The organism is Streptomyces sp. NPDC039609 (assembly GCF_055596705.1).
In genome coordinates, this window is record NZ_JBVIUJ010000004.1 from 299,108 (window position 1) to 317,892 (window position 18,785).

At 70.9% G+C, this 18,785-nt stretch carries 12 protein-coding genes; 8 read left to right on the plus strand and 4 right to left on the minus strand.

All coding sequences use genetic code 11. The features are described 5' to 3' along the window. Window positions 1-27: 27 nt before the first annotated feature. The 7 genes from ACZ561_RS13585 to ACZ561_RS13615 all read left to right on the plus strand — a co-directional run bounded on the left by ACZ561_RS13585 (window position 28) and on the right by ACZ561_RS13615 (window position 9,280). Window positions 28-1,536, plus strand: coding sequence for an APC family permease (locus ACZ561_RS13585; RefSeq protein ID WP_470993642.1), 1,509 nt, complete (start codon window positions 28-30; stop codon window positions 1,534-1,536). Window position 1,537: 1 nt separating this feature from the next. Further along, the gene (locus ACZ561_RS13590) at window positions 1,538-1,954 is read left to right on the plus strand and encodes a universal stress protein (RefSeq protein WP_470993645.1); all 417 of its coding nucleotides are present in this window, start codon (window positions 1,538-1,540) and stop codon (window positions 1,952-1,954) included. 256 nt (window positions 1,955-2,210) lie between these two features. Next, complete coding sequence (locus tag ACZ561_RS13595; protein WP_470993648.1) at window positions 2,211-3,620, plus strand: family 2B encapsulin nanocompartment shell protein; 1,410 nt, start codon at window positions 2,211-2,213, stop codon at window positions 3,618-3,620. Between the two features lie 99 nt (window positions 3,621-3,719). Then, a complete protein-coding gene (locus ACZ561_RS13600) occupies window positions 3,720-4,985 on the plus strand; it encodes a family 2 encapsulin nanocompartment cargo protein terpene cyclase (RefSeq protein ID WP_470993651.1) in 1,266 nt (421 codons plus the stop codon). Between the two features lie 14 nt (window positions 4,986-4,999). Next, the gene (locus ACZ561_RS13605) at window positions 5,000-5,884 is read left to right on the plus strand and encodes a geranyl diphosphate 2-C-methyltransferase (RefSeq protein WP_470993654.1); all 885 of its coding nucleotides are present in this window, start codon (window positions 5,000-5,002) and stop codon (window positions 5,882-5,884) included. Between the two features lie 239 nt (window positions 5,885-6,123). After that, on the plus strand, window positions 6,124-7,380 hold the full coding sequence (locus tag ACZ561_RS13610) for a cytochrome P450 (RefSeq protein WP_470993657.1): 1,257 nt from the start codon (window positions 6,124-6,126) through the stop codon (window positions 7,378-7,380). 79 nt (window positions 7,381-7,459) lie between these two features. Continuing rightward, window positions 7,460-9,280 carry an ABC transporter ATP-binding protein gene (locus tag ACZ561_RS13615; protein WP_470993659.1) on the plus strand — a complete coding sequence of 607 codons (1,821 nt, stop codon included), beginning with the start codon at window positions 7,460-7,462 and terminating at the stop codon, window positions 9,278-9,280. 39 nt (window positions 9,281-9,319) lie between these two features. Here the strand turns inward: ACZ561_RS13615 and ACZ561_RS13620 are convergent, their stop codons facing one another. From ACZ561_RS13620 to ACZ561_RS13635, 4 genes are all read right to left on the minus strand, one after another. Further along, complete coding sequence (locus ACZ561_RS13620; protein ID WP_470993662.1) at window positions 9,320-10,117, minus strand: SCO2400 family protein; 798 nt, start codon at window positions 10,115-10,117, stop codon at window positions 9,320-9,322. Window positions 10,118-10,316: 199 nt separating this feature from the next. Beyond that, entirely contained in the window at window positions 10,317-11,378 is a 1,062-nt protein-coding gene (locus ACZ561_RS13625; RefSeq protein ID WP_470993665.1) for a trypsin-like serine peptidase, read from the minus strand. A 54-nt stretch (window positions 11,379-11,432) separates the two neighbouring features. Beyond that, window positions 11,433-16,817: a trypsin-like peptidase domain-containing protein gene (locus ACZ561_RS13630; RefSeq protein ID WP_470993667.1), complete on the minus strand. Its 5,385-nt coding sequence runs from the start codon at window positions 16,815-16,817 to the stop codon at window positions 11,433-11,435. Between the two features lie 133 nt (window positions 16,818-16,950). Beyond that, complete coding sequence (locus ACZ561_RS13635; RefSeq protein WP_376435805.1) at window positions 16,951-17,847, minus strand: DNA/RNA non-specific endonuclease; 897 nt, start codon at window positions 17,845-17,847, stop codon at window positions 16,951-16,953. Window positions 17,848-17,953: 106 nt separating this feature from the next. On the opposite strand from ACZ561_RS13635, the gene ACZ561_RS13640 reads away from it, so the two are divergent. Beyond that, window positions 17,954-18,766, plus strand: a complete 813-nt coding sequence (locus tag ACZ561_RS13640) for a caspase family protein (protein ID WP_470993669.1) — start codon at window positions 17,954-17,956, stop codon at window positions 18,764-18,766. Window positions 18,767-18,785 lie beyond the last annotated feature (19 nt).

The following is an 18,785-nucleotide window of genomic DNA, read 5'->3' on the forward strand; positions in this document are numbered from 1 at the left end:
TGTCTGGCTCGTCGGGAGCGAGGGAACATGACCGCCGAGGATGCCGCGCCCGCCGGGCGACAAGTGGGCCTGAAGGCCAACGCGATCGGATTCGTCGATGCGCTCGTCATCGGGCTCAACTCGACCTCCCCCGCGTACTCGCTCGCAGCCGTCATCGGCCCGATCGTCGCCCTGGTCGGCATCTACGCGCCGGGCGTGATGTTCGCGTCCTTCGTGCCGATGCTGCTGATCGCATCGGCGTTCTACTACCTGAACAAGGTGGACCAGGACTGCGGTACGACCTTCTCCTGGGTCACGCGCGCCATGGGCCCCTGGGCCGGCTGGCTCGGCGGCTGGGCCATCGCGATGACCGGAGTCCTGGTCGTCGGCTCGCTCGCCGACGTGGCCGTGAGCTTCGCCCTGCTCGCCTTCGGTCTCGACAGCTGGGTGGACAACACCTTCGTACGCCAACTGCTCACCGTGCTGCTCATCCTGGTGATGACGGCCGTGTGCGTCATCGGCACCGAGCTGTCGGCCAAGGTTCAGAACGTCCTCATCCTCGCGCAGGTCGCCTGTCTGCTGATCTTCGTCGGCGTGGCGCTCTACAGCGTCTACGCCGGCACGAGCAAGTACCCGTCGGTCGATCCCGAATTCAGCTGGCTGAACCCCTTCGGCGCCGGCGGCGCGGCGCTGACCGGCGCGCTCCTCCTGGGCGTCTTCATCTACTGGGGCTGGGAATCGGCGGTCAACCTCACCGAAGAGGTCGAGGACTCCGCGACCGCCCCGGGCAAGGCCGGCCTCTGGTCGACCGTCATCCTGCTCGTGACGTACGTGTCCGTGGGCTTCGCGGTCGTCGCCTACGCCGGTCCGACGTTCCTGGCCGAGAACGCCGGCGAGGAGGAGTTCATCTTCGCCCAGCTCGCCGGGGACGTCCTGGGCGGCTGGGACTGGGTCCTGCTCCTCGCCGTCTCCACCTCCGCCATCGCCTCCACCCAGACGACGATCATCCCGGCCTCGCGCACCGCCCTGTCCATGGCGCGTCGCCGGGCGCTGCCCGCGCACTACAGCCACATCAGCCCGCGGTTCCGCACCCCCGACGTCAGTACGTGGTGGGTCGCGGGGATCGCCATCGCCTGGTACCTCGTGGTGAGCCAGATCAGCGAGAACGCCCTCTACGACTCGCTGACCGCGCTGTCGCTGCTGATCGCCTTCTACTACGCGCTCACGGGCCTGGCCTGCGCGGTCTACTACCGCCGCCATCTCTTCGAGAGCATCCACAACTTCCTGCTGATCGGCCTGGGCCCGCTGGTCGGCGCCGGGCTGCTGACCTGGCTGCTCGTGCGATCCGTCTCCGACATGTCGGACCCGGAGAACTCCTACAGCGGCACCTCGTGGTTCGGACTCGGCCCGCCGCTCGTCATCGGCATCGGCATCGCCATCACCGGTGTGGTCATCATGATCGTATGGCGCCTGCGGGCCCCGGCGTTCTGGCGGGAGCGCCCCAGCGTGGCCGACCCCGACCTGGTCCACGGCCGCGGACACGGCAAGGAGTCCTGAGATGTCGGTCGTACTGGGCTACGACGAATCCCCCGGCGCCGCGCGCGCGTTGCGCATCGCGGTCGAGGTGGCCACAGCCTTCGACGAGCGACTCGTCCTGGTCTACGGAGCCGCGGCCCCCGGCCCCACGGGCGAGGAGTACGCCTCCCACCGCGAGGCCATCCGCCAGGCCGGCCGTACCGGCCTGGAGCACGCGGTCACGGAGGCGGACCGGGCGGGCGTGCCCACCATCGTCGAGGTGATCGACGAGAAGCCCGCCCAGGCCCTGATCGACGCGGCGAACCGCCATGCCGCACGCGTCATCGTGGTCGGCAGCTGGGGCGAAAGCCCGATGCGCGGCGCACTCCTCGGCTCGACCCCTCACAAGCTCCTCCACATGTCCACGGTCCCGGTCCTCTGCGTCCCTCCCGAGGAGTGAGCGCTCCGGATCGCGAGGGGGCGCGTGTGCTCTCGGCCAAGCGGTCCGGAAGTCGTCGTTCGGCCCTGTAAACACCCCGCCGAGCAAGATCACTGTTTTGAGGTAATACCCGAGGCCACATGGGGCGAGCCGGGCGTACCGGGCGTTACTGTTCCCCAGGATCTGGACGGATTCCCAGACGTTCGTCCCCCTTTCTTCCTCTTCGTGGTCGGCGCGTGTTCGCCGGCCATCACCCTTGCCAAGGAGAGCTCGCCCGATGACCGTTGAGACCAGGGCGGAAGCGCAACCGGAGCCGACTCGGCAGTCCCTCAGCACCACGGCTGCCCGTAACCTCGCCACCAGCACCAAGTCCGCCCCGCAGATGCAGGAGATCACCTCCCGCTGGCTGCTGCGGATGCTCCCCTGGGTCGAGACCAAGGGTGGCGCCTATCGAGTGAACCGGCGGCTGAGCTACACCGTCGGCGACGGGCGTATCGACTTCGTCCAGGACGGCGCCGACGTCCGGGTGATCCCCCGGGAACTCGGCGAACTGGCCATGCTGCGCGGGTTCGACGACCTGGACGTGCTCACCGCGCTCGCCGACCGGTGCGCCCAGCGCGACTTCCGCGCCGGCGAGGTACTGGTCGAGCGCGGTACCCCCGCCGAACAGATCCATCTGATCGCCCACGGACGCGTCAACCAGGTCTCCGCCGGCAAGTACGGCGACGAGGTCGCCGTCGCCGTCCTCGCCGACGGCGACCGGTTCGGTGACCACACCCTCCTGGACGGCCAGGGCACGTGGGACTTCACCGCCACCGCGGAGACCGCCGGCACCCTGCTCACCCTCACCCGCGCCGACTTCGACGCCGTGATGTCCACCGCGCCGAGCCTCCACGCCCACATCCAGCGGTTCAGCTCGCTGCCCCATCAGCGGCAGAACCGCCACGGCGAGGCCGAGATCGCGATGTCGGCCGGCCATGTCGGCGAAGTCGCGCTGCCCGGAGCCTTCGTCGACTACGAACTCAAGCCGCGCGAGTACGAGCTCTCCGTCGCCCAGACGGTCCTGAAGGTCCACACAAGGGTCGCCGACCTCTACAACGGGCCGATGAACCAGACCGAGGAGCAGCTCAGGCTCACCATCGAGGCGCTGCGCGAGCGTCAGGAGCACGAGCTCATCAACAACCGGGAGTTCGGCCTGCTCCACAACGCCGACTTCAAGCAGCGGATCCAGCCCCACTCCGGCCCGCCCACCCCGGACGACCTCGACGAGCTGCTCTGCCGCCGCCGCGGCACCAAGCTCTTCCTCGCCCACCCCCGGACCATCGCGGCGATCGGGCGCGAGCTCAACGCGCGCGGGATCTACCCGGACAACGTCGACCTCGACGGGCAGCAGGTCCTGGCCTGGCGCGGCGTCCCGATCCTGCCCTGCAACAAGATCCCCATCAGCAGGGAGAACACCAGCTCGATCCTCGCCATGCGAACAGGCGAGGACAACCAGGGCGTCATCGGCCTGCGCCAGACCGGGCTTCCGGAGGAGTACGAACCGGGCCTGTCGGTGCGCTTCATGGGTATCGACGAGCGGTCGATCATCTCCTACCTGGTCACCACCTACTACTCCGCCGCCATCCTCGTGCCCAACGCACTCGGCGTGCTGGAGAACGTGCAGATCGCCCGCAGGCACGACTAGAGCACCCGTCCCAGGGCCGCGACGGCCAGGACCGGGACCGGGGCAGGGCGAGCAGCCCGGGCTCCGGGCACCCCCACCCACCTCACCAAGGAGCTACGGATGCCCGATCCGGGGCTTTCCCCTCTGCAGTCGGGCCTGCCTGCCGCCGCGACCGGCTTCGGGGCCCACGTCATCGACCACGCCCACACCTTGGCCACCGGTCTCGAAGCCGCCGTCGCAGCCGAAGGCGCAGCGGAGCCCGTCGGCGTCACCGACACCCCGCCCGCGCCGGCGCACCCCGACCTGGAGCGGATCCTGCGCGGTCCCACCGGTCTGGGCACCTCGAGCCTGTACCTGGGGCGGCGCGAGGAGCCTTCGGCCCCACCGGCGCCCGAGGCCCCGCTGGAGGGCGCACCGATCCCGGGCCTCTACCACCACCCCGTCCCGGAGCCCGACCCGGTGCGCGTGGAGGAGGTCAGCCGCAGGATCAAGGCCTGGGCGCTGGACGAGGTCGACCTGTACCCCGACGACTGGGAAGGCGAGTTCGACGGCTTCTCCGTCGGTCGCTACATGGTCGCCTGTCATCCCGACGCCCCGACCGTCGACCACCTGATGATCGCCACCCGGCTGATGGTCGCCGAGAACGCGGTCGACGACTGCTACTGCGAGGACCACGGCGGCTCGCCCATCGGCCTCGGCGGGCGCCTTCTGCTCGCGCACACCGCCCTCGACCCCCTGCACACGACGAAGGAGTACCAGCCGCGGTGGGAGGAGTCGCTCCACGCGGACGCCCCTCGGCGCGCCTACCGCTCCGCCATGGAGTACTTCGTCCAGCAGTCCACCCCCTCCCAGGCGGACCGGTTCCGGCACGACATGGCCCGGCTGCACATGGGATACCTCGCCGAAGGCGCCTGGGCCCAGACGGACCACGTGCCCGAGGTGTGGGAGTACCTGGCGATGCGGCAGTTCAACAACTTCCGCCCCTGCCCCACCATCACGGACACCGTCGGCGGCTACGAACTGCCCGCGGACCTCCACGCCCAGCCGGCCATGCAGCGCGTTCTCGCGCTCGCCGGCAACGCCACCACCATCGTCAACGACCTGTACTCGTACACCAAGGAACTCGCCAGCCCCGGCCGGCACCTGAACCTGCCCGTGGTGCTCGCCGAACGCGAGGAGCTCTCGGAGCGGGAGGCGTACCTGAAGGCGGTCGAGGTCCACAACGACCTCATGCACGACTTCGAAGCCGAAGCCGCCGCCCTGGCCGCCGCCTGTCCCGTCCCGAGCGTGCTGCGCTTCCTGCGGGGAGTCGCCGTGTGGGTCGACGGCAACCACCACTGGCACCAGACCAACACCTATCGATACAGCCTGCCCGATTTCTGGTAAGAACGGAATCATCTGTGACCAGCACCGAGTTCACCACCGTCAACGGCACCTCCGCGTTCGTCCCGGGACCGGCTACGCCGTATCAGAGTGACATCGCCCGTTACTGGAACAACGAGGCCAGGCCGGTGAACCTGCGTCTCGGCGATGTCGACGGCCTTTACCACCACCACTACGGCATCGGCGACATCGACCACGCCGCCCTCGGGGACATCGAGGACAGCGAGTACGAGAAGAAGCTGATCGCCGAGCTCCACCGCCTGGAGTCGGCGCAGGCCGAGGTCCTCCTGGACAACCTCGGTTCCATCGGGAGCGACGACACGCTCGTCGACGCCGGATGCGGCCGTGGCGGTTCGATGGTCATGGCGCATCAGCGATTCGGGTGCAAGGTCGAGGGCGTCACGCTGTCGGCCAAGCAGGCCGAGTTCGCCAACCGGCGCGCCGAGGAGCTCGGCATCGGGGACCATGTCCACGCCCGTGTGTGCAACATGCTCGACACGCCTTTCGAGACCGGCCAGGCCGCCGCCTCGTGGAACAACGAGTCGAGCATGTACGTCGACCTGAACGACCTCTTCGCCGAGCACTCCCGCGTCCTCGAGGTCGGCGGCCGCTATGTGACCATCACCGGCTGCTGGAACCCGCGTTACGGCCAGCCCTCGAAGTGGGTCTCCCAGATCAACGCGCACTTCGAGTGCAACATCCACTCCCGCCGTGAGTACCTGCGCGCCATGGCCGACAACCGTCTCGTACCGCAGGCCGTCATCGACCTGACCCCCGCGACGCTCCCGTACTGGGAGCTCCGCGCCACGTCATCCCTGGTCACCGGCATCGAGGAGGCGTTCATCAACTCCTACAAGGACGGCTCGTTCCAGTACGTCCTGATCGCTGCCGACCGCGTCTGACCCACCGCCGCACAGCTGACCGAAGGGGTCGGGCCCGTCACGGGCCCGACCCCTTCGGCACAGCAGGAGCCGGATGCCGGACCCGGAGCCGGCAGCCGAGGCGGCCTGTCGCCCCTCGCGCCCGTTCCCCTACAGTGCGTGACGACCCGCAGTCGCCGAACAGGAGCAGACCCGTGGCCACCCCCGCCCGCCCGTCCTCCCTTCCGACCCCGACTCCCTCGGCCCGGCGGGTTCCCGAAATGGATCCCGTCCTTGTCACGAAGTGGCAGGCCGGAGGAGGGGAGCTCGTCGACCTCCTCACCGAGGCGCGCGAACGCCTCGGCGGTGTCGCCGCGTTCCGGCTCGGCCCGCGCCCGACCGTCCTGGTCACGGCACCCGAGGCAGTGCAGCACGTGCTCGCGCTCCAGCCCGACCGGTACGTGAAGCGCTCGCACCGCGCCCGACTGCTCATCGGCGACGGCATCCTGGCCGCGACGGGCGAGGCGTGGCAGCGGCAACGAAAGTTGCTGCAGTCCCAGTTCACCGGCCGGGGAATGCGCCGCTACGAGCAGCGGATCGCCGGGGCCGCCCGGACCGCCGCGGCGCGCTGGGACGCGTACGCCCGCACCGGGCAGGTCCTCGACGTCGGCGAGGAGATGCGTCGCTTCGCCCTGGACACCATCTGGCGGTCCCTGACCGGCCATCCGCTCGATGCCGAAACCGAGCGCGAACTGGCCGCCGTGCCCACCGTGGTGACCGCACTGCCCAGCCTCCCCGCCGACAGCGTCGCAGCTCAGGGCGCCGTCGCCGACGAGCTCGCGAGAATCGACGCCGTGGCGGGCCGCGCCATCACCGCCGCCCGCAACGGCGAGGCCGGACCCGACGGCCCCGGACTGCTGCACATCCTCGTCGAGGCGGCCGGAACGCGCCCCGAGTACACCGACCGGCTTATTCGCGACGAGCTGGTCACCCTTCTCGTCGCCGGTCACGAGACCACCGCCACCACCCTGACCTGGCTCTACCTCCTGCTCGACCGAAACCCCCGGGCGCGGGAGCAGGCGCTCGCCGCGGGCGGCGACGGTTCACCCGAACGGCGGCAGGCCGTCCAGGCTCTTGTCAGCGAGACGCTGCGCCTCTACCCGTCCGCCTGGATGCTGCCGCGCTGCGCGGCGGAGGACGACCTCCTCGCCGGATACGAGATCGACGCCGGCACCGACGTACTCGTCTGCCCCTACCTGACGCACCGGGACCCCGGACTCTGGGAAGACCCCGAGCTGTTCGACCCGACGCGCTTCACCACCCCCGGCCGGCGCCCCAACGACCCGGGCAGCTACCTCCCGTTCGGCATCGGACCCCGGGCCTGCCTGGGTCTGCAGTTCGCCCTCCGCGAGTCCACCGTCCTCCTCGAACACCTGCTGCCCGCCCACGCCCCGCGCTTCCACTCGACGCCCACCAGGACGGCCTACGGCGTCACCGTCCGCCCCGACGGCCCCACGCCCGCGACGGTGAGTGGCTAGAAAAAACGCTTGGACCGCGCGGGTCCCCTCACGGAACACTGCGGATTCTGTCCTACAGGTCCGACAAAGCAGGGTTGGGATGGGATTGCCTGAATCGCGCAAAGGTTCGCCGGGCAAAGGTCCGGTGCTCCTCGCACTTCGCTATTACGGACGGGAGTTGGCCCGCCTCCGGTGGCTGACGCTCCCCGCCATGCTGCTCCCGGCGCTGGGCAACATCGGCATCTTCTACATCGCGCCACTGGTCGTCGCGAAGCTCGTCGGCCGGATCGTCGGAGGTGGCCGTACCGACATCGGTTCGATGCTGCCGTACGTCCTCGGCTTCGCCGGGGTGCTGCTCTTCGCCGAGCTGCTGTGGCGCATCGGACTCCACTGCCTGAACCGTCTCGACGCCCGTGGCATCGAGCAGCTGTACGTCATCGGCATGGACGAACTGTTCGCCAAGGACGCCGCGTTCTTCCACGACAACTTCGCCGGATCCCTGACCAAGCGGGTGCTGAGCTTCGCCTCCCGCTTCGAGGAGTTCGTCGACACGCTGACGTTCTCGGTCATGGGCAGCTTCGTGCCGCTGGTCTTCGCCTCGGTGGTGCTGTGGCAGTACGAGCCGCTGCTCGTGGTCGGCCTCCTGGTGATGATCACACTGGCGGCGCTGTGTGTGACGCCGCTGATCCGCCGCCGTCAGGCGCTCGTCGCCCAGCGCGAGGAGGCGATCGCCCGGGTGTCGGGCCATGTCGCGGACAGCCTGATGAACATGGACACGGTCCGGGCGTTCGCCGCCGAGGAACGCGAGGCCGCCGAACACCGCTCCCGCGTCGCGGAGTCCAGGCGCCTCACGCTGCGTTCGTGGGACTACGGAAACCTGCGCATCGACACCCTGGTCGCGCCGATGTCCGTACTGACCAACACGCTCGGACTGCTGCTCGCCATCGCTCTCGGCGCGGGGAACCACGGCGTGGAGGCGATCATCGTCACGTTCACCTACTACGCGAACGCGACGCGGATCATGTTCGAGTTCAACCAGATCTACCGCCGCATGGAGAGCTCCATGACGGAGGCCGCGCAGTTCACCGAACTGCTGCTGACACCGTCGACCGTGCTCGACCCGGTCCATCCGGAGCCACTGCAGTCCGACAAGGCCGTCGACGTGCGGTTCGAGCAGGTGACCTTCGCCCACGGTGGCGCGAAGCCGCTCTTCGAGGGCCTGGACCTCGCCGTGCCCAGCGGGGCGAAGGTCGGCCTCGTCGGCAGGTCGGGCGGGGGCAAGACCACGCTCACCCGGCTGCTGCTGCGGATGACGGACATCGACGCCGGCCGCATTCTGATCGGAGGACAGGACATCAGCAGACTGTGCCAGGCCGACCTGCGCAGTCTGATCGCCTATGTGCCGCAGGATCCGGCCATGTTCCACCGCACACTGCGCGACAACATCGCCTTCGCCCGGCCGGACGCCACCGACGCCGAGATCCGCCGCGCGGCCGAGGCCGCGCACGTCACGGAGTTCGCCGACGCGCTTCCCGAAGGCTTCGACACCATGGTCGGCGAGCGTGGTGTGAAGCTGTCCGGCGGGCAGCGCCAGCGGGTCGCCCTCGCCAGGGCGATCCTGCGCGACGCGCCGATCCTGCTCCTGGACGAGGCGACCAGCGCGCTGGACTCGGAGAGCGAGATCCTCGTCCAGGACGCGCTGTGGCGGCTCATGGACGGCCGGACGGCCTTCGTGGTGGCGCACCGCCTGAGCACGGTCGCCACCATGGACCAGCTCGTCGTGCTCGACCGGGGCCGGATCGTCGAACAGGGCACACACCAGGAACTGCTTGCCACGGACGGCGCCTACGCGAAGCTGTGGCAGCACCAGTCGGGTGGCTTCCTCGACGACAACCCCGCCCGGGCTGCCGACCTGATCTGAAAGCCGGTGCGGTGTGTACCGGGTCCTGGGTCGTGTCCGCTAGAAGTTCAGGCAGACCACGAGCAGGCAGAGCTCCGGCGGCTTCGCCGCGGCCGGCGCCGCCGGTGTGGTCGGCGCGGTGCCCGGCTGCGACGCTGCCGAGTCCGCTCCGGTGCCCTCGTTCTCGTCGGGGGCAGCGGGCGCTTGCGTCTGCGCAGGGCTCGTCCGCGCTGTGTCGGAGGACGCGGAAGTGGAGCCCGGGGAGCCGCTCTGTCGCTGCGGGGCCGGCGCCGCCGTCGTGGGACGTGCGGCAGCCGTCTGCGGCTGGGCGCTCGGCGGCGCGGTGCGGACGGAGGCCGTGCTGTGCTGCTGCCGTGGCAGGTCGGGCGCGGGCGGCTGGGTGGAAGGCGTGGGCGTGGTGTCCTGCGGGGCGGGCGGTATCGACGTCGGGCGGGGGTCCTGTGCCGCCTCTTCGGCGATGGCGGTGCCCGGGTCCTCCGGCGCCGTGGCCGCCTGTGCGCGGTCGCCACCCTGCCGCTCCATCGCGGACACGGTCAGACCGCCGCCCACCAGCGCGAAGGCGGTCGCCACCACGGCCCGGCGCCGGCTCTTCCTCCAGCGGGCACGCTGGCGCCGCCGCGCCGCCCGACCCTCGGGCGAGGGCGCTTCACCCAGGACATCCTCGGACGGGTCCTGCCACATGTCCTGGCCGTGGTCGGCCCCGACCGCCGTCGTGGGCGAGGCCGGGACGAAGCGACCGTGGTCGGTGATCGGGGCGATGTCCGGGGCGTAGGCGCCGCACCCGGGGCACACCAGGGCGCCGTTGAGATGCCGACGGCACGAGGAGCAGTAGTCCATCTCGGGTCTTCCTGAGTTGACATGCCGCCGACCCACCGGGCCGCGGTTCGGTCGCGTTCGCGAACGTGATCGAGCGCCACGCCACGCTAACGAAGCCCTCGAAAGGCTGTGCGCAGCCTCTGTGAGGCTCCTGTGGGGATTCGCCGGGCAGTCGCGACGGCCTTGTGTCGAGTCGCGGCAGATCGTGCGGGGGCGCGTTTCAGACCCAGTTGACGTCCGCCCGGGCCAGCAGGGGATCGTCGACCAGCTCCCAGAGCGGTACCGCGAAGTTGCCGAGGCGGTAGCGGCCGCCGAAGTGCAGGCCGAGGACTCGGTGGTCCGTCAGGTCGAGGACCGGGGAGCCGCTGTTGCCGCCCAGGGTCGAGCAGTCGTGCTTCATCACCTGGCCGCCGGGGGTGAACTCCGTCGCCGTTCCCGGCTGGAGTCGCTTCACGTTGTAGACGTCCATGAAGATCCGCCGCATCGACTCGGGCTCGTTGCGGCGGCCGTCCCAGGCCGGGTAGCCGATCACGTACACCGGCCGGCCGGGAACGTTCGCGGGTGCGTCGGCCGCGATCGCGAGCGGGGTGGGGAGTGCGCCGCCGTCGGGCGGGGCGACCCGGAGCAGTGCCATGTCGACGTCCGGGTGGATGCCGATCACCTCGGTGATCTCGTACGGGGGCGGGCCGCCGACCGGCTCCGGGGTCGCGGACAGCTCCTCGCCCGGGTCGACGCGTGCGGACATGCCCTGCTGGAAGGACCAGCCGGCCTCTTCGGCGCGGCTGAACTCCACGGCCACGTGCCGGTTGGTCATCACCGTCGTCGGACCCACCAGGAAGGCGGTCCCGACCCAGTCCAGGCTCGGGTGACCGGTCACCTCGACACGGCCCACGCGTGCGATCGACTCGCGGATCGCCGCCCGTCCCGCGTCCAGCACGGACCAGTCGCCGTCCTGCGCGGCGAAGTCCTGCCCCTGCACCAGGATCGCGGGCCTGCCCTCCAGGAGGACGATCGCCTCCACGCCGAAGTACTCGTCCTCGTCGATCTCGTCCGCGCGGCCACCGGCCAGCTTCTCCAGACCGGCGACGCCGGCCTCCAGGACACGGGCCCTCTCCTCCTGCGCGAAGCGGGAGATCTGGCCCGCCGGAGCCTCGTCCGGCGGCAGCTCCTCCACCGACTCGGAGATCTCCGCCTCCAGGTGCCCGCGCACCCGTGCGGCGACTTCCCGCAGATCGTCGAAGACCCGCTCGGGATCGGTCGCGACCGGTGATCCGTACCTCATCTCCCGCCACCTCCTCCTCAGTTCGTCACAAGGCCCGGCCTCATACGGCGGTTCTCACGCGGCCCACTCGTGGTCCTGTGGGGCCGTGGCCGACTGCGCTCGGATGATCTCCTCGTACAACTCCACGCTGTTCTCCCGCAGATGGGCCATGATGTGGCTCATCTGCGTGCCCACGTTCACGAACGCCGTCTTCCTGCCCTGGAAGTCGACCTCCTCCATCCGGCGGGTGCCGCGGTGGAGCGCCACGACCGTCCAGTCGTCGGTGAAGACCGGTGAACCGGACGATCCGCTGCGGGTGTCGGTGAAGTAGCGGACGTCGCGCTCGTCCGCCTGGAAGACGAGGTTGTTGCGCAGCGCGACCCGCTTGGGCTGTCCGCCGGGGTGCTGGATGATGTTCACCGCCACCGGTTCCGTGTCGTTCAGCAGCAGCGGCGCGGTCGCGATCCGCAGCATCGGCCGCGGCTCCAGCCCGTCCGAGAGCCGCAGGACCGCGTAGTCGAGCGCCTCGTCCCAGGCGATCAGGGCGCCCGCCGTCACCTCCTCGGTCTCCGTCTCGTCGGCGCCGTAGTCGAAGCGCGAACGGGAGTTGGCCACCTGGAGCCGGAGATCCTCCTCGGCCACCTGCGGCCGTGCCCCGGGCGAGCGGGTACGGGCGTACACCACATGGTGGTTGGTGATCAGCAGCCCCGGGGCGATGATCCAGCCGGTACCGGCGTGCGGATAGGCGGGCTGCTGGGGCCGGCCGGACTCGTACGGCGGGACCTTCAGACGCGCCACCGAGGCGCCGGCCAGGACGCCGCCGTGCAGGAACTCGAACGGCACGGTGTCGTCCCGGAAGATGATCTCCTCCTTGGTCTCGCCGGGCATCATCTCCGGTGGCAGGTCCGGCTCTCCCGCCGCGTCGCGCGCCACGTCGTCCAGGGCGCGCTGGAGCACGGTCAGCGGGCCCGCCTCGACGGTCTGCGCGATGGCGTTGCGCAGCCAGACCTCCAGCGGCACCGTCCCGTCGATCAGCCGCTCCACCTGGTTCATCGTGTGCAGGTCGGAGTGGAGCTGGCGCAGCGGGGTGTCCATCGTGGGCAGGCTCGCCCGGAAGTGCGCGGTGATGCCCGCGAACAGCAGGGGGCGGACGGTGGCCTCGGCGAGCCCGGTCTCCAGCGCGGCGTTGCGGACCCGTACGACGTCCTCGGGGGAGAGGTACGGATCGCTGCGCACCGCCGCTTCGGCCGAGTCGGGCGGCGGCTGCGACCACAGCCCCGTGCCGCTCCCGGCCGCGCCCGGTTCCGTGAGCGGGCCGCGGGCGGGGGAACTCGCGCCGATGGCGGCCGCCACCCCCTCGACCAGGTCGCCGCTCCGGTCGCGGAGCATGAGCGCCCGCCACGCGAGGCTGTCCAGGGTGCCGCGCCTGTGCGCCTCCCACAGGGCCTGCTCCACCGTCGCGTACGGCATGGCGGGTGAGCCCACGGCACCGGGCCCCACTGCTCCTGCCGTGGGCGCCTGTGGCGAGGCTCCCGCCGCCGATTCCAGGATCCGCGTCAGGGGTTCACGCAGTTGTGGCTCGTCGACCATGGCGGTCTCGATCCAGCGGGCGAGGGCGTCGACCACCGCCTCGTCGTCGGCCGGGAGCCCCACGAGCCGCAGAGTGTGCTCCAGGAGCTGCGGATCGACCCGGGAGGCCGTGGCGGCCGCGGCCCGGGCCAGGGCCGGCTGCCGGGCCAGCTCCGCGTCGGGCATACCGCGCAGGGCGCCGGCGAGACGGGCATCCGTCTCGGCGGAGTTCTCGTCGGAGAGCACGGCCAGCCGTGACCTGGCGACCAGGACGCCCATCGACTCATGGGCGAGGCCGAGGCCGGCCGCCAGGTCCTCCGCCTCCTGCAGATCGCGGTCGGCGTCCGCGAAGTCGCCCTCGTCCTGGGCGAGACGGGCCGAGATCTGCAGCAGCTCCAGCTGCATCTCCGAGCACCCGGCCTCCTCCGCCCGGTCCACGGCCGCCTCGGCCGTCTCCCGCGCCTCGGCCAGCCGCCCGGACCTGGCCAGTGTCTCCACCAGGAGCCCGTGCAGCCTGCTGCACGGAGTCCAGGGCCGGCGTTCGGCCAGCCGCTCCGACGCCGCCTCCACGTACCCCTGGGTGAGCAGGTCCTCGACCTCCCGCGCGGCGATCCGCTCCCAGTCCTCCTGGTCGGCCTCGGCCATGATCCGGTCCGGTACGTGTCCGCCGATCTTCCCCAGCAGGAAGGCGGCCGAACGGGCCGGCATGTCCCGGTCCGCCCCGACCAGGTGCCCGGAGACGCCGGACTGCCAACGCCGTTCCACCGCACGGGGGTTCTGGCCGAGACGGAGCCGGTGGTAGATCTCCTCGGCGCGGGCGGCGGCGCCTTCGCGGGCGGAGTAGAACTCCACCGCGCGATGGTCGACGGCCCGCATCAGATCCGTACGCGCGCTGTCGGAGAGCCTCAGCATGATCGAGCGCAGATCCGCCCGGTGCCGTACGGCCTGCGGCCCCGCCGACTCCATCAGGTCGGCCCGCGAGACCAGCCGTCCGAAGAGGGCGCGGGCCTCCTGCGGCGAGGTGACATGGAGTCCGGCGGGCTCCGCGAGGACGTCCTGGATCAGCTCCGGGGTGATGAACCGCAGGGCCAGACCCGCCTGCACCAGGTCGCGGACCGCGTCGTCCGCGATGTGCTTCAGGATCCGGTCGTACAGCGTGCCCTGGATGAGCATCTGGTCGACCTGGTGGTGGAACCAGCGCTTGCGCGAGGGCAGGCTCGACAGGAGGTCGCCGAGTGACTCGGACCGCGCACCCAGGATCACGGCGGTCCGGGCGGCCAGCTTCAGGCTGAGGGGATGGCCGCCGACCCGGTCGGCGAGGTCCCGTGCCACCGACTCGTCCTCCACGCCGGAGGCCATCAGCAGGTCGACGGCGGCCTGCTGGTCCAGTTCGCCGAGCTCCATGGTGCGGAGGGTGAGGACCCTGGCGGGGTGGTCGATGGGGGCCCGTCCGGAGACGATGTACCGCAGCCGTGGGTAGGCGGCGCGCAGGGCGGTCCAGATCGCCCACATACGGCCGACGACAGGTGAACCGCGGTACTGCGCCTCCTCGAAGGAGTCGAGGGCGATGACCAGCGGCGGGTCCATCGCGCCCGCCGGACCGCGCACGGCCTCGGCGACGAGCTCGGCCACCTTCTGCGCGAGCTCCTGCTCGCGGGCGCTGGCCCGGGAGTGGAACCCGGCGGAGTAGTCGCGGCCGAGGGTCGCGCGCGTGGTGGACAGCTGGAACAGCTCGTCCAGCTGGTTGCGTTCGCCCCGCTGGGAGGCGGCGGTCTCCTCGCACTCGTCCGCGAGTGCGTCGAACGCGGCGCGGTGGCGCGAGTACTGGATGCCGAGCTGGCGGGCGAACTCGGCGATCATGGTGGCGGGTTCGTGGATGGAGAGCGTCGGCCGCTCGAAGTCGATGTAGACGAAGGGGAATCCGGCGGGCGAGTCGTGGAGGCTGTCGACGAGGAACTTGGCGAGCAGCGTGCTCTTGCCGACGCCCCCCACGCCGTGGATGAGGACGGGTGGCTCGGCGGGCTCCGCGGGCAGGTCGATGTAGGAACGCAGGGAGTCGAGTTCGCGCTGCCGCCCGTGGACGGTCTCCCGGATCAGCCGCTCCAGCGGCTGTAGCAGACGGGCCCGCTCCAGGCGGTGCTGTACGTCGTCCACATCGGGCAGCCCGGCCGTGCCGGGGACCCGACTCAGCCACAGCACGGCCTGCAGCGTGTCCGCGAGCCCTTCGACGCCCTGCGGCAGTCCTGGGGGCGGAGCGACACCGGACGGAGCGACACCCGACAGGTCGGATGCGACCCCCGACAGGCCCGGGGACAGGTCCCGAGAGCCGCCGGACAGGTCTGGAGAGCCCTTCGACAGGTCCGGAGGCGCCCCGGACGGGGCGGGAGCGTCCGTGGCCGCGTCGGGCAGCACGCCGGACAGCAGGGCGAGCGCAGCGCGCTCGGGGCCGGGACCTTCCGGGACGAGCGCGATGTTGGCCTCCAGGGCGCGCCGGGCGGCCTCGGGGCCCGCGAGTCCGCTCAGCGTCAGCTCGCGGATCTCCGGCTTCAGGGTCCAGGACGGCGAGGAGTGCGAGGGCAGGGCCGTGCAGTCGTCGACGAGGGCGAGGGCGGCCCGCCCCGTGGGCCCGCTCTCGTCCGGCAGCCGCAGCCGGGTGGGGTCGAAGGCGTCGAGGAGGCAGGCCGCCTCCCGGTAGGCGGCGCGCAGATCGGCGGGTGCGGGCGGGGGAGACCCGGTCGTGTCCCGCATGCCTCGGTGGAGCACTCCCGTGAGGTCGCCGCCGGGGGTGAGGGAGCGCGAGAGGCGTACCGTCTCCTCCACCGCCGTGCACACCCGGCGCATGTAACTGTCGGCGGAACCAGGGATGTCGACCGCCCGGAGGACCTCGGTCACCGCCACGTCCACCAGCGCGGGTATCGCCGCGGCGTCCGACGCTGGGCGCTCCTGGGTGAAGAACTCCCGGAAGAACTCCCGCAGATCGTCCTCCTCGACGACGCGGGCCGTGTCCCGGCACTCGTTCTTGCGTATGTCGTAGGGGAGTTGGCGCATTGTGGGCGAGTAGCCCAGGAGGACGAGCCGGGGTGCGGCGTCCTTCCGTGCCGGTGTGTGCTCGTAGACGGCGAGTGCCAGTTTGCCGATGCAGTCCCAGACGTCCGCGTTCGGATCGAGCTTGTCGCACTCGTCGAGGACCAGCCAGAACTGTTCCTCGGAGGCGGTCGCCCGGCTGACGATCCGGTGCACGGCGTCGTCGATCGCGGGCAGTGGATCGTTCAACTGTGTGGGGTTCAACGGCATCCGGTCCGCACCGGGAGGGGCCACGAAGTCGTCGAGCCGCTCCACCAGACGCGCGGCGGTCGAGGTGCGCGAGAGGGTCACCCGTACCGGACGGAAGCCGCAGTGCTGCCCGAGATGCCGGATGAGGTGGTACGAGTACGAGCGCCCGCTGTCAGGCTCGCCGTCCACGACCAGGACCGTCTGCTCCGGGTCGGCGACGAACGCGCGGAGCTTCTCGCGCAGCTCGTGCCGGTCGATGAACACCTCGGTCCCGTTGGCGAGGACGAGGGTGCGGAAGGGGTCCTGAGCGGAGTGCAGCACCGCCTCGTCCTCCCGCAGCCGTGTCAGCAGGATCCTCGCCTCGGCGTTGCCCGCGCCGGTGAGGGCGTCGAGCCCGGCCAGCACGTCGAGGAGCCGGCGCTGGTGGGCGACATCCCGGCGCGCGGCGCGGACGACCGTCCGCGCGTTCTCGTCGCGGTCCGGCGTGAGCTCGAGATCCGCGACGAAATCCTGCGAGAGGCCACTGTGCCGCAGTCGGGTGAGGGGATCGGGGGTGTCGAGAAGGTACTCCCGCACCCAGCTCGTGACGAGCCCCCATTCCGTTTCGCTGAGCGGCATACGGCACCTGCCCGGCCGTCCCTCCGGGAAGCCGGGGACGGACTGACTGACTGACTGAAACCTGCCAGCACAATCGTTTCACCGGGCAGGGACCGTGGCAAACGGGCGATCCACCGGCGGACCGGCGGCCGGGTCAGCCCTGCATCGCGATGTCGTCGAACGACTCCAGCCGCCGCCAGCGGTCCTCCGGCGCCCGCGTCGGCGGCATCAGATCGACATCGGGCAGCGGCCCGAACTCCAACTCGGTGATCTCCGCGATGTCCGAGACCGGCACCTGGTACGTCCGGTACGGGCCGAGCGGCGGCGGCGCGCCCGCCTTCGCGCCGGCGAGCGCCCGTTCGGCGTCCCGGCTCAGATCGGGGCTCTGGTCGAGGACGTACGCGGTCGATGCCAGCGCCCCGTCCTGCATGAACGCGGCCACCTTCCAGAAGCGCAGCGGCACCTGCACCCCCCGGTAGGGCGGGTCCGAGTCGTGCAGCACCGGACCGGTGAGCACGGTCAGCTTCCGGTCGAACTCGGCCGCGTGGTCGAGCAGATAGTTCTCCAGGCCCTGCCAGAGCTGCTTTCCCTGGTTGAAGACGTCCGACTGCGGGGCGGCGTTCGTGTAGTGGAACGTGTCGGTGTTGGCCCGGCCGGCCACCGCAGGCGTGCCCCACACCGGATCGAGCCTGCGCACCAGATGCCCACGGTCCAGGCTGTTGTTCCGGTAGATGTCGTTGCCGGCCTGGTGCTCCTCGGGCAGTCGCGGGTCGAACTCCCAGACGTCGTCCCGGGGTACGTCCTCGGCGAGTTGCGAGCCCTCGATGCAGACCGCGGTCGAGGCGGCGAGCCGCCGGTCCGGCCGGAAGACCACGGTGAAGTGGGTGTACGGGAGCGTCACCGTCTCCACCGAGGTGCGGACGGGCACGGGCAGCGGCACGACGGGACCGAGGAAGTTCTCGTCGTATCCGGTCCGGTCGGCGAGCGAATCCCGGCGGGGTCCGCCCGCTCGGGGAGGCGGTGGAGAGGACGGGGGATCGGTCTGTTTCATACGATGTAAGTACCGCGCATGAAGGGTCGCGCTCGGCACCGGGCCGCAGGCCACTCGATCAGCCGCCTCCCGGAGCCACCCTCCCTCACCCCCTAGGAGGCACCCCATGCCCGCCGGACTGTCCATCCACGTAGGACTCAACAAGGTCGACCCCGATGCCTACGACGGCTGGGACGGCGCCCTCGTGGCCTGCGAGAACGATGCCCACGACATGGCCAGGATCGCCCGCGCCGCGGGCTTCTCCGACACCGTCCTGCTGACCGCCGACTGCACCGTCGACAACGTGACCGCGGCGCTGCGCCAGGCGGCGGCCAAGCTCGCCCCCGACGACATCCTGCTCTTCACCTACTCGGGTCACGGCGGGCAGATGCCCGACGTCACCGGGCCGGACGACGAACCGGACCAACTCGACGAGACCCTCGTGCTGTACGACCGGCAGTTCCTCGACGACGAGCTGCACCAGGAGTTCCGGGGCTTCGCCGACGGCGTCCGGATCTTCGCCCTGCTCGACTGCTGCCACAGCGGCAGCGCCATCGAGCTGCCCGGAGCGGCCCAGCCCGAGACCGGCATCCGGCTGATGCCCGTACCGAAGCAGCAGGAGATCTTCGAGCGGGACAAGGCGTTCTTCGAGGAGCTGCAGCGCTCCCTGCGGAAGGCTTCCCCCGACGGAGAGGCCGCCGGACCGCCGGCGATCCTCATCTCGGCCTGCCAGGACAACCAGGTCGCCTCCGACGGCCCGGTCAACGGTGCCTTCACCGAGGCGCTGCTCGGCGTCTGGGGCGAGGGCGCCTTCCGGGGCGGATACCGGCCCTTCCACCGCGCGATCCAGGGCAAGCTGCCATCCACGCAGAGCCCGAACCTCTACACGACGGGAAACCCCACATCCGCGTTCCTGGGCCAGAAGCCGTTCACGGTGTGACCGTCGGACGGTCCTGGTC

Excerpts from the sequence above, each read along its gene's own strand:
- ACZ561_RS13585 (WP_470993642.1), top strand. The coding sequence starts at position 28 with ATGACCGCCGAGGATGCCGCGCCCGCCGGGCGACAAGTGGGCCTGAAG.
- ACZ561_RS13590 (WP_470993645.1), top strand. The coding sequence starts at position 1,538 with ATGTCGGTCGTACTGGGCTACGACGAATCCCCCGGCGCCGCGCGCGCG.
- ACZ561_RS13595 (WP_470993648.1), top strand. The coding sequence starts at position 2,211 with ATGACCGTTGAGACCAGGGCGGAAGCGCAACCGGAGCCGACTCGGCAG.
- ACZ561_RS13600 (WP_470993651.1), top strand. The coding sequence starts at position 3,720 with ATGCCCGATCCGGGGCTTTCCCCTCTGCAGTCGGGCCTGCCTGCCGCC.
- ACZ561_RS13610 (WP_470993657.1), top strand. The coding sequence starts at position 6,124 with ATGGATCCCGTCCTTGTCACGAAGTGGCAGGCCGGAGGAGGGGAGCTC.
- ACZ561_RS13615 (WP_470993659.1), top strand. The coding sequence starts at position 7,460 with ATGGGATTGCCTGAATCGCGCAAAGGTTCGCCGGGCAAAGGTCCGGTG.
- ACZ561_RS13620 (WP_470993662.1), bottom strand. The coding sequence starts at position 10,117 with ATGGACTACTGCTCCTCGTGCCGTCGGCATCTCAACGGCGCCCTGGTG.
- ACZ561_RS13625 (WP_470993665.1), bottom strand. The coding sequence starts at position 11,378 with ATGAGGTACGGATCACCGGTCGCGACCGATCCCGAGCGGGTCTTCGAC.
- ACZ561_RS13630 (WP_470993667.1), bottom strand. The coding sequence starts at position 16,817 with ATGCCGCTCAGCGAAACGGAATGGGGGCTCGTCACGAGCTGGGTGCGG.
- ACZ561_RS13635 (WP_376435805.1), bottom strand. The coding sequence starts at position 17,847 with ATGAAACAGACCGATCCCCCGTCCTCTCCACCGCCTCCCCGAGCGGGC.
- ACZ561_RS13640 (WP_470993669.1), top strand. The coding sequence starts at position 17,954 with ATGCCCGCCGGACTGTCCATCCACGTAGGACTCAACAAGGTCGACCCC.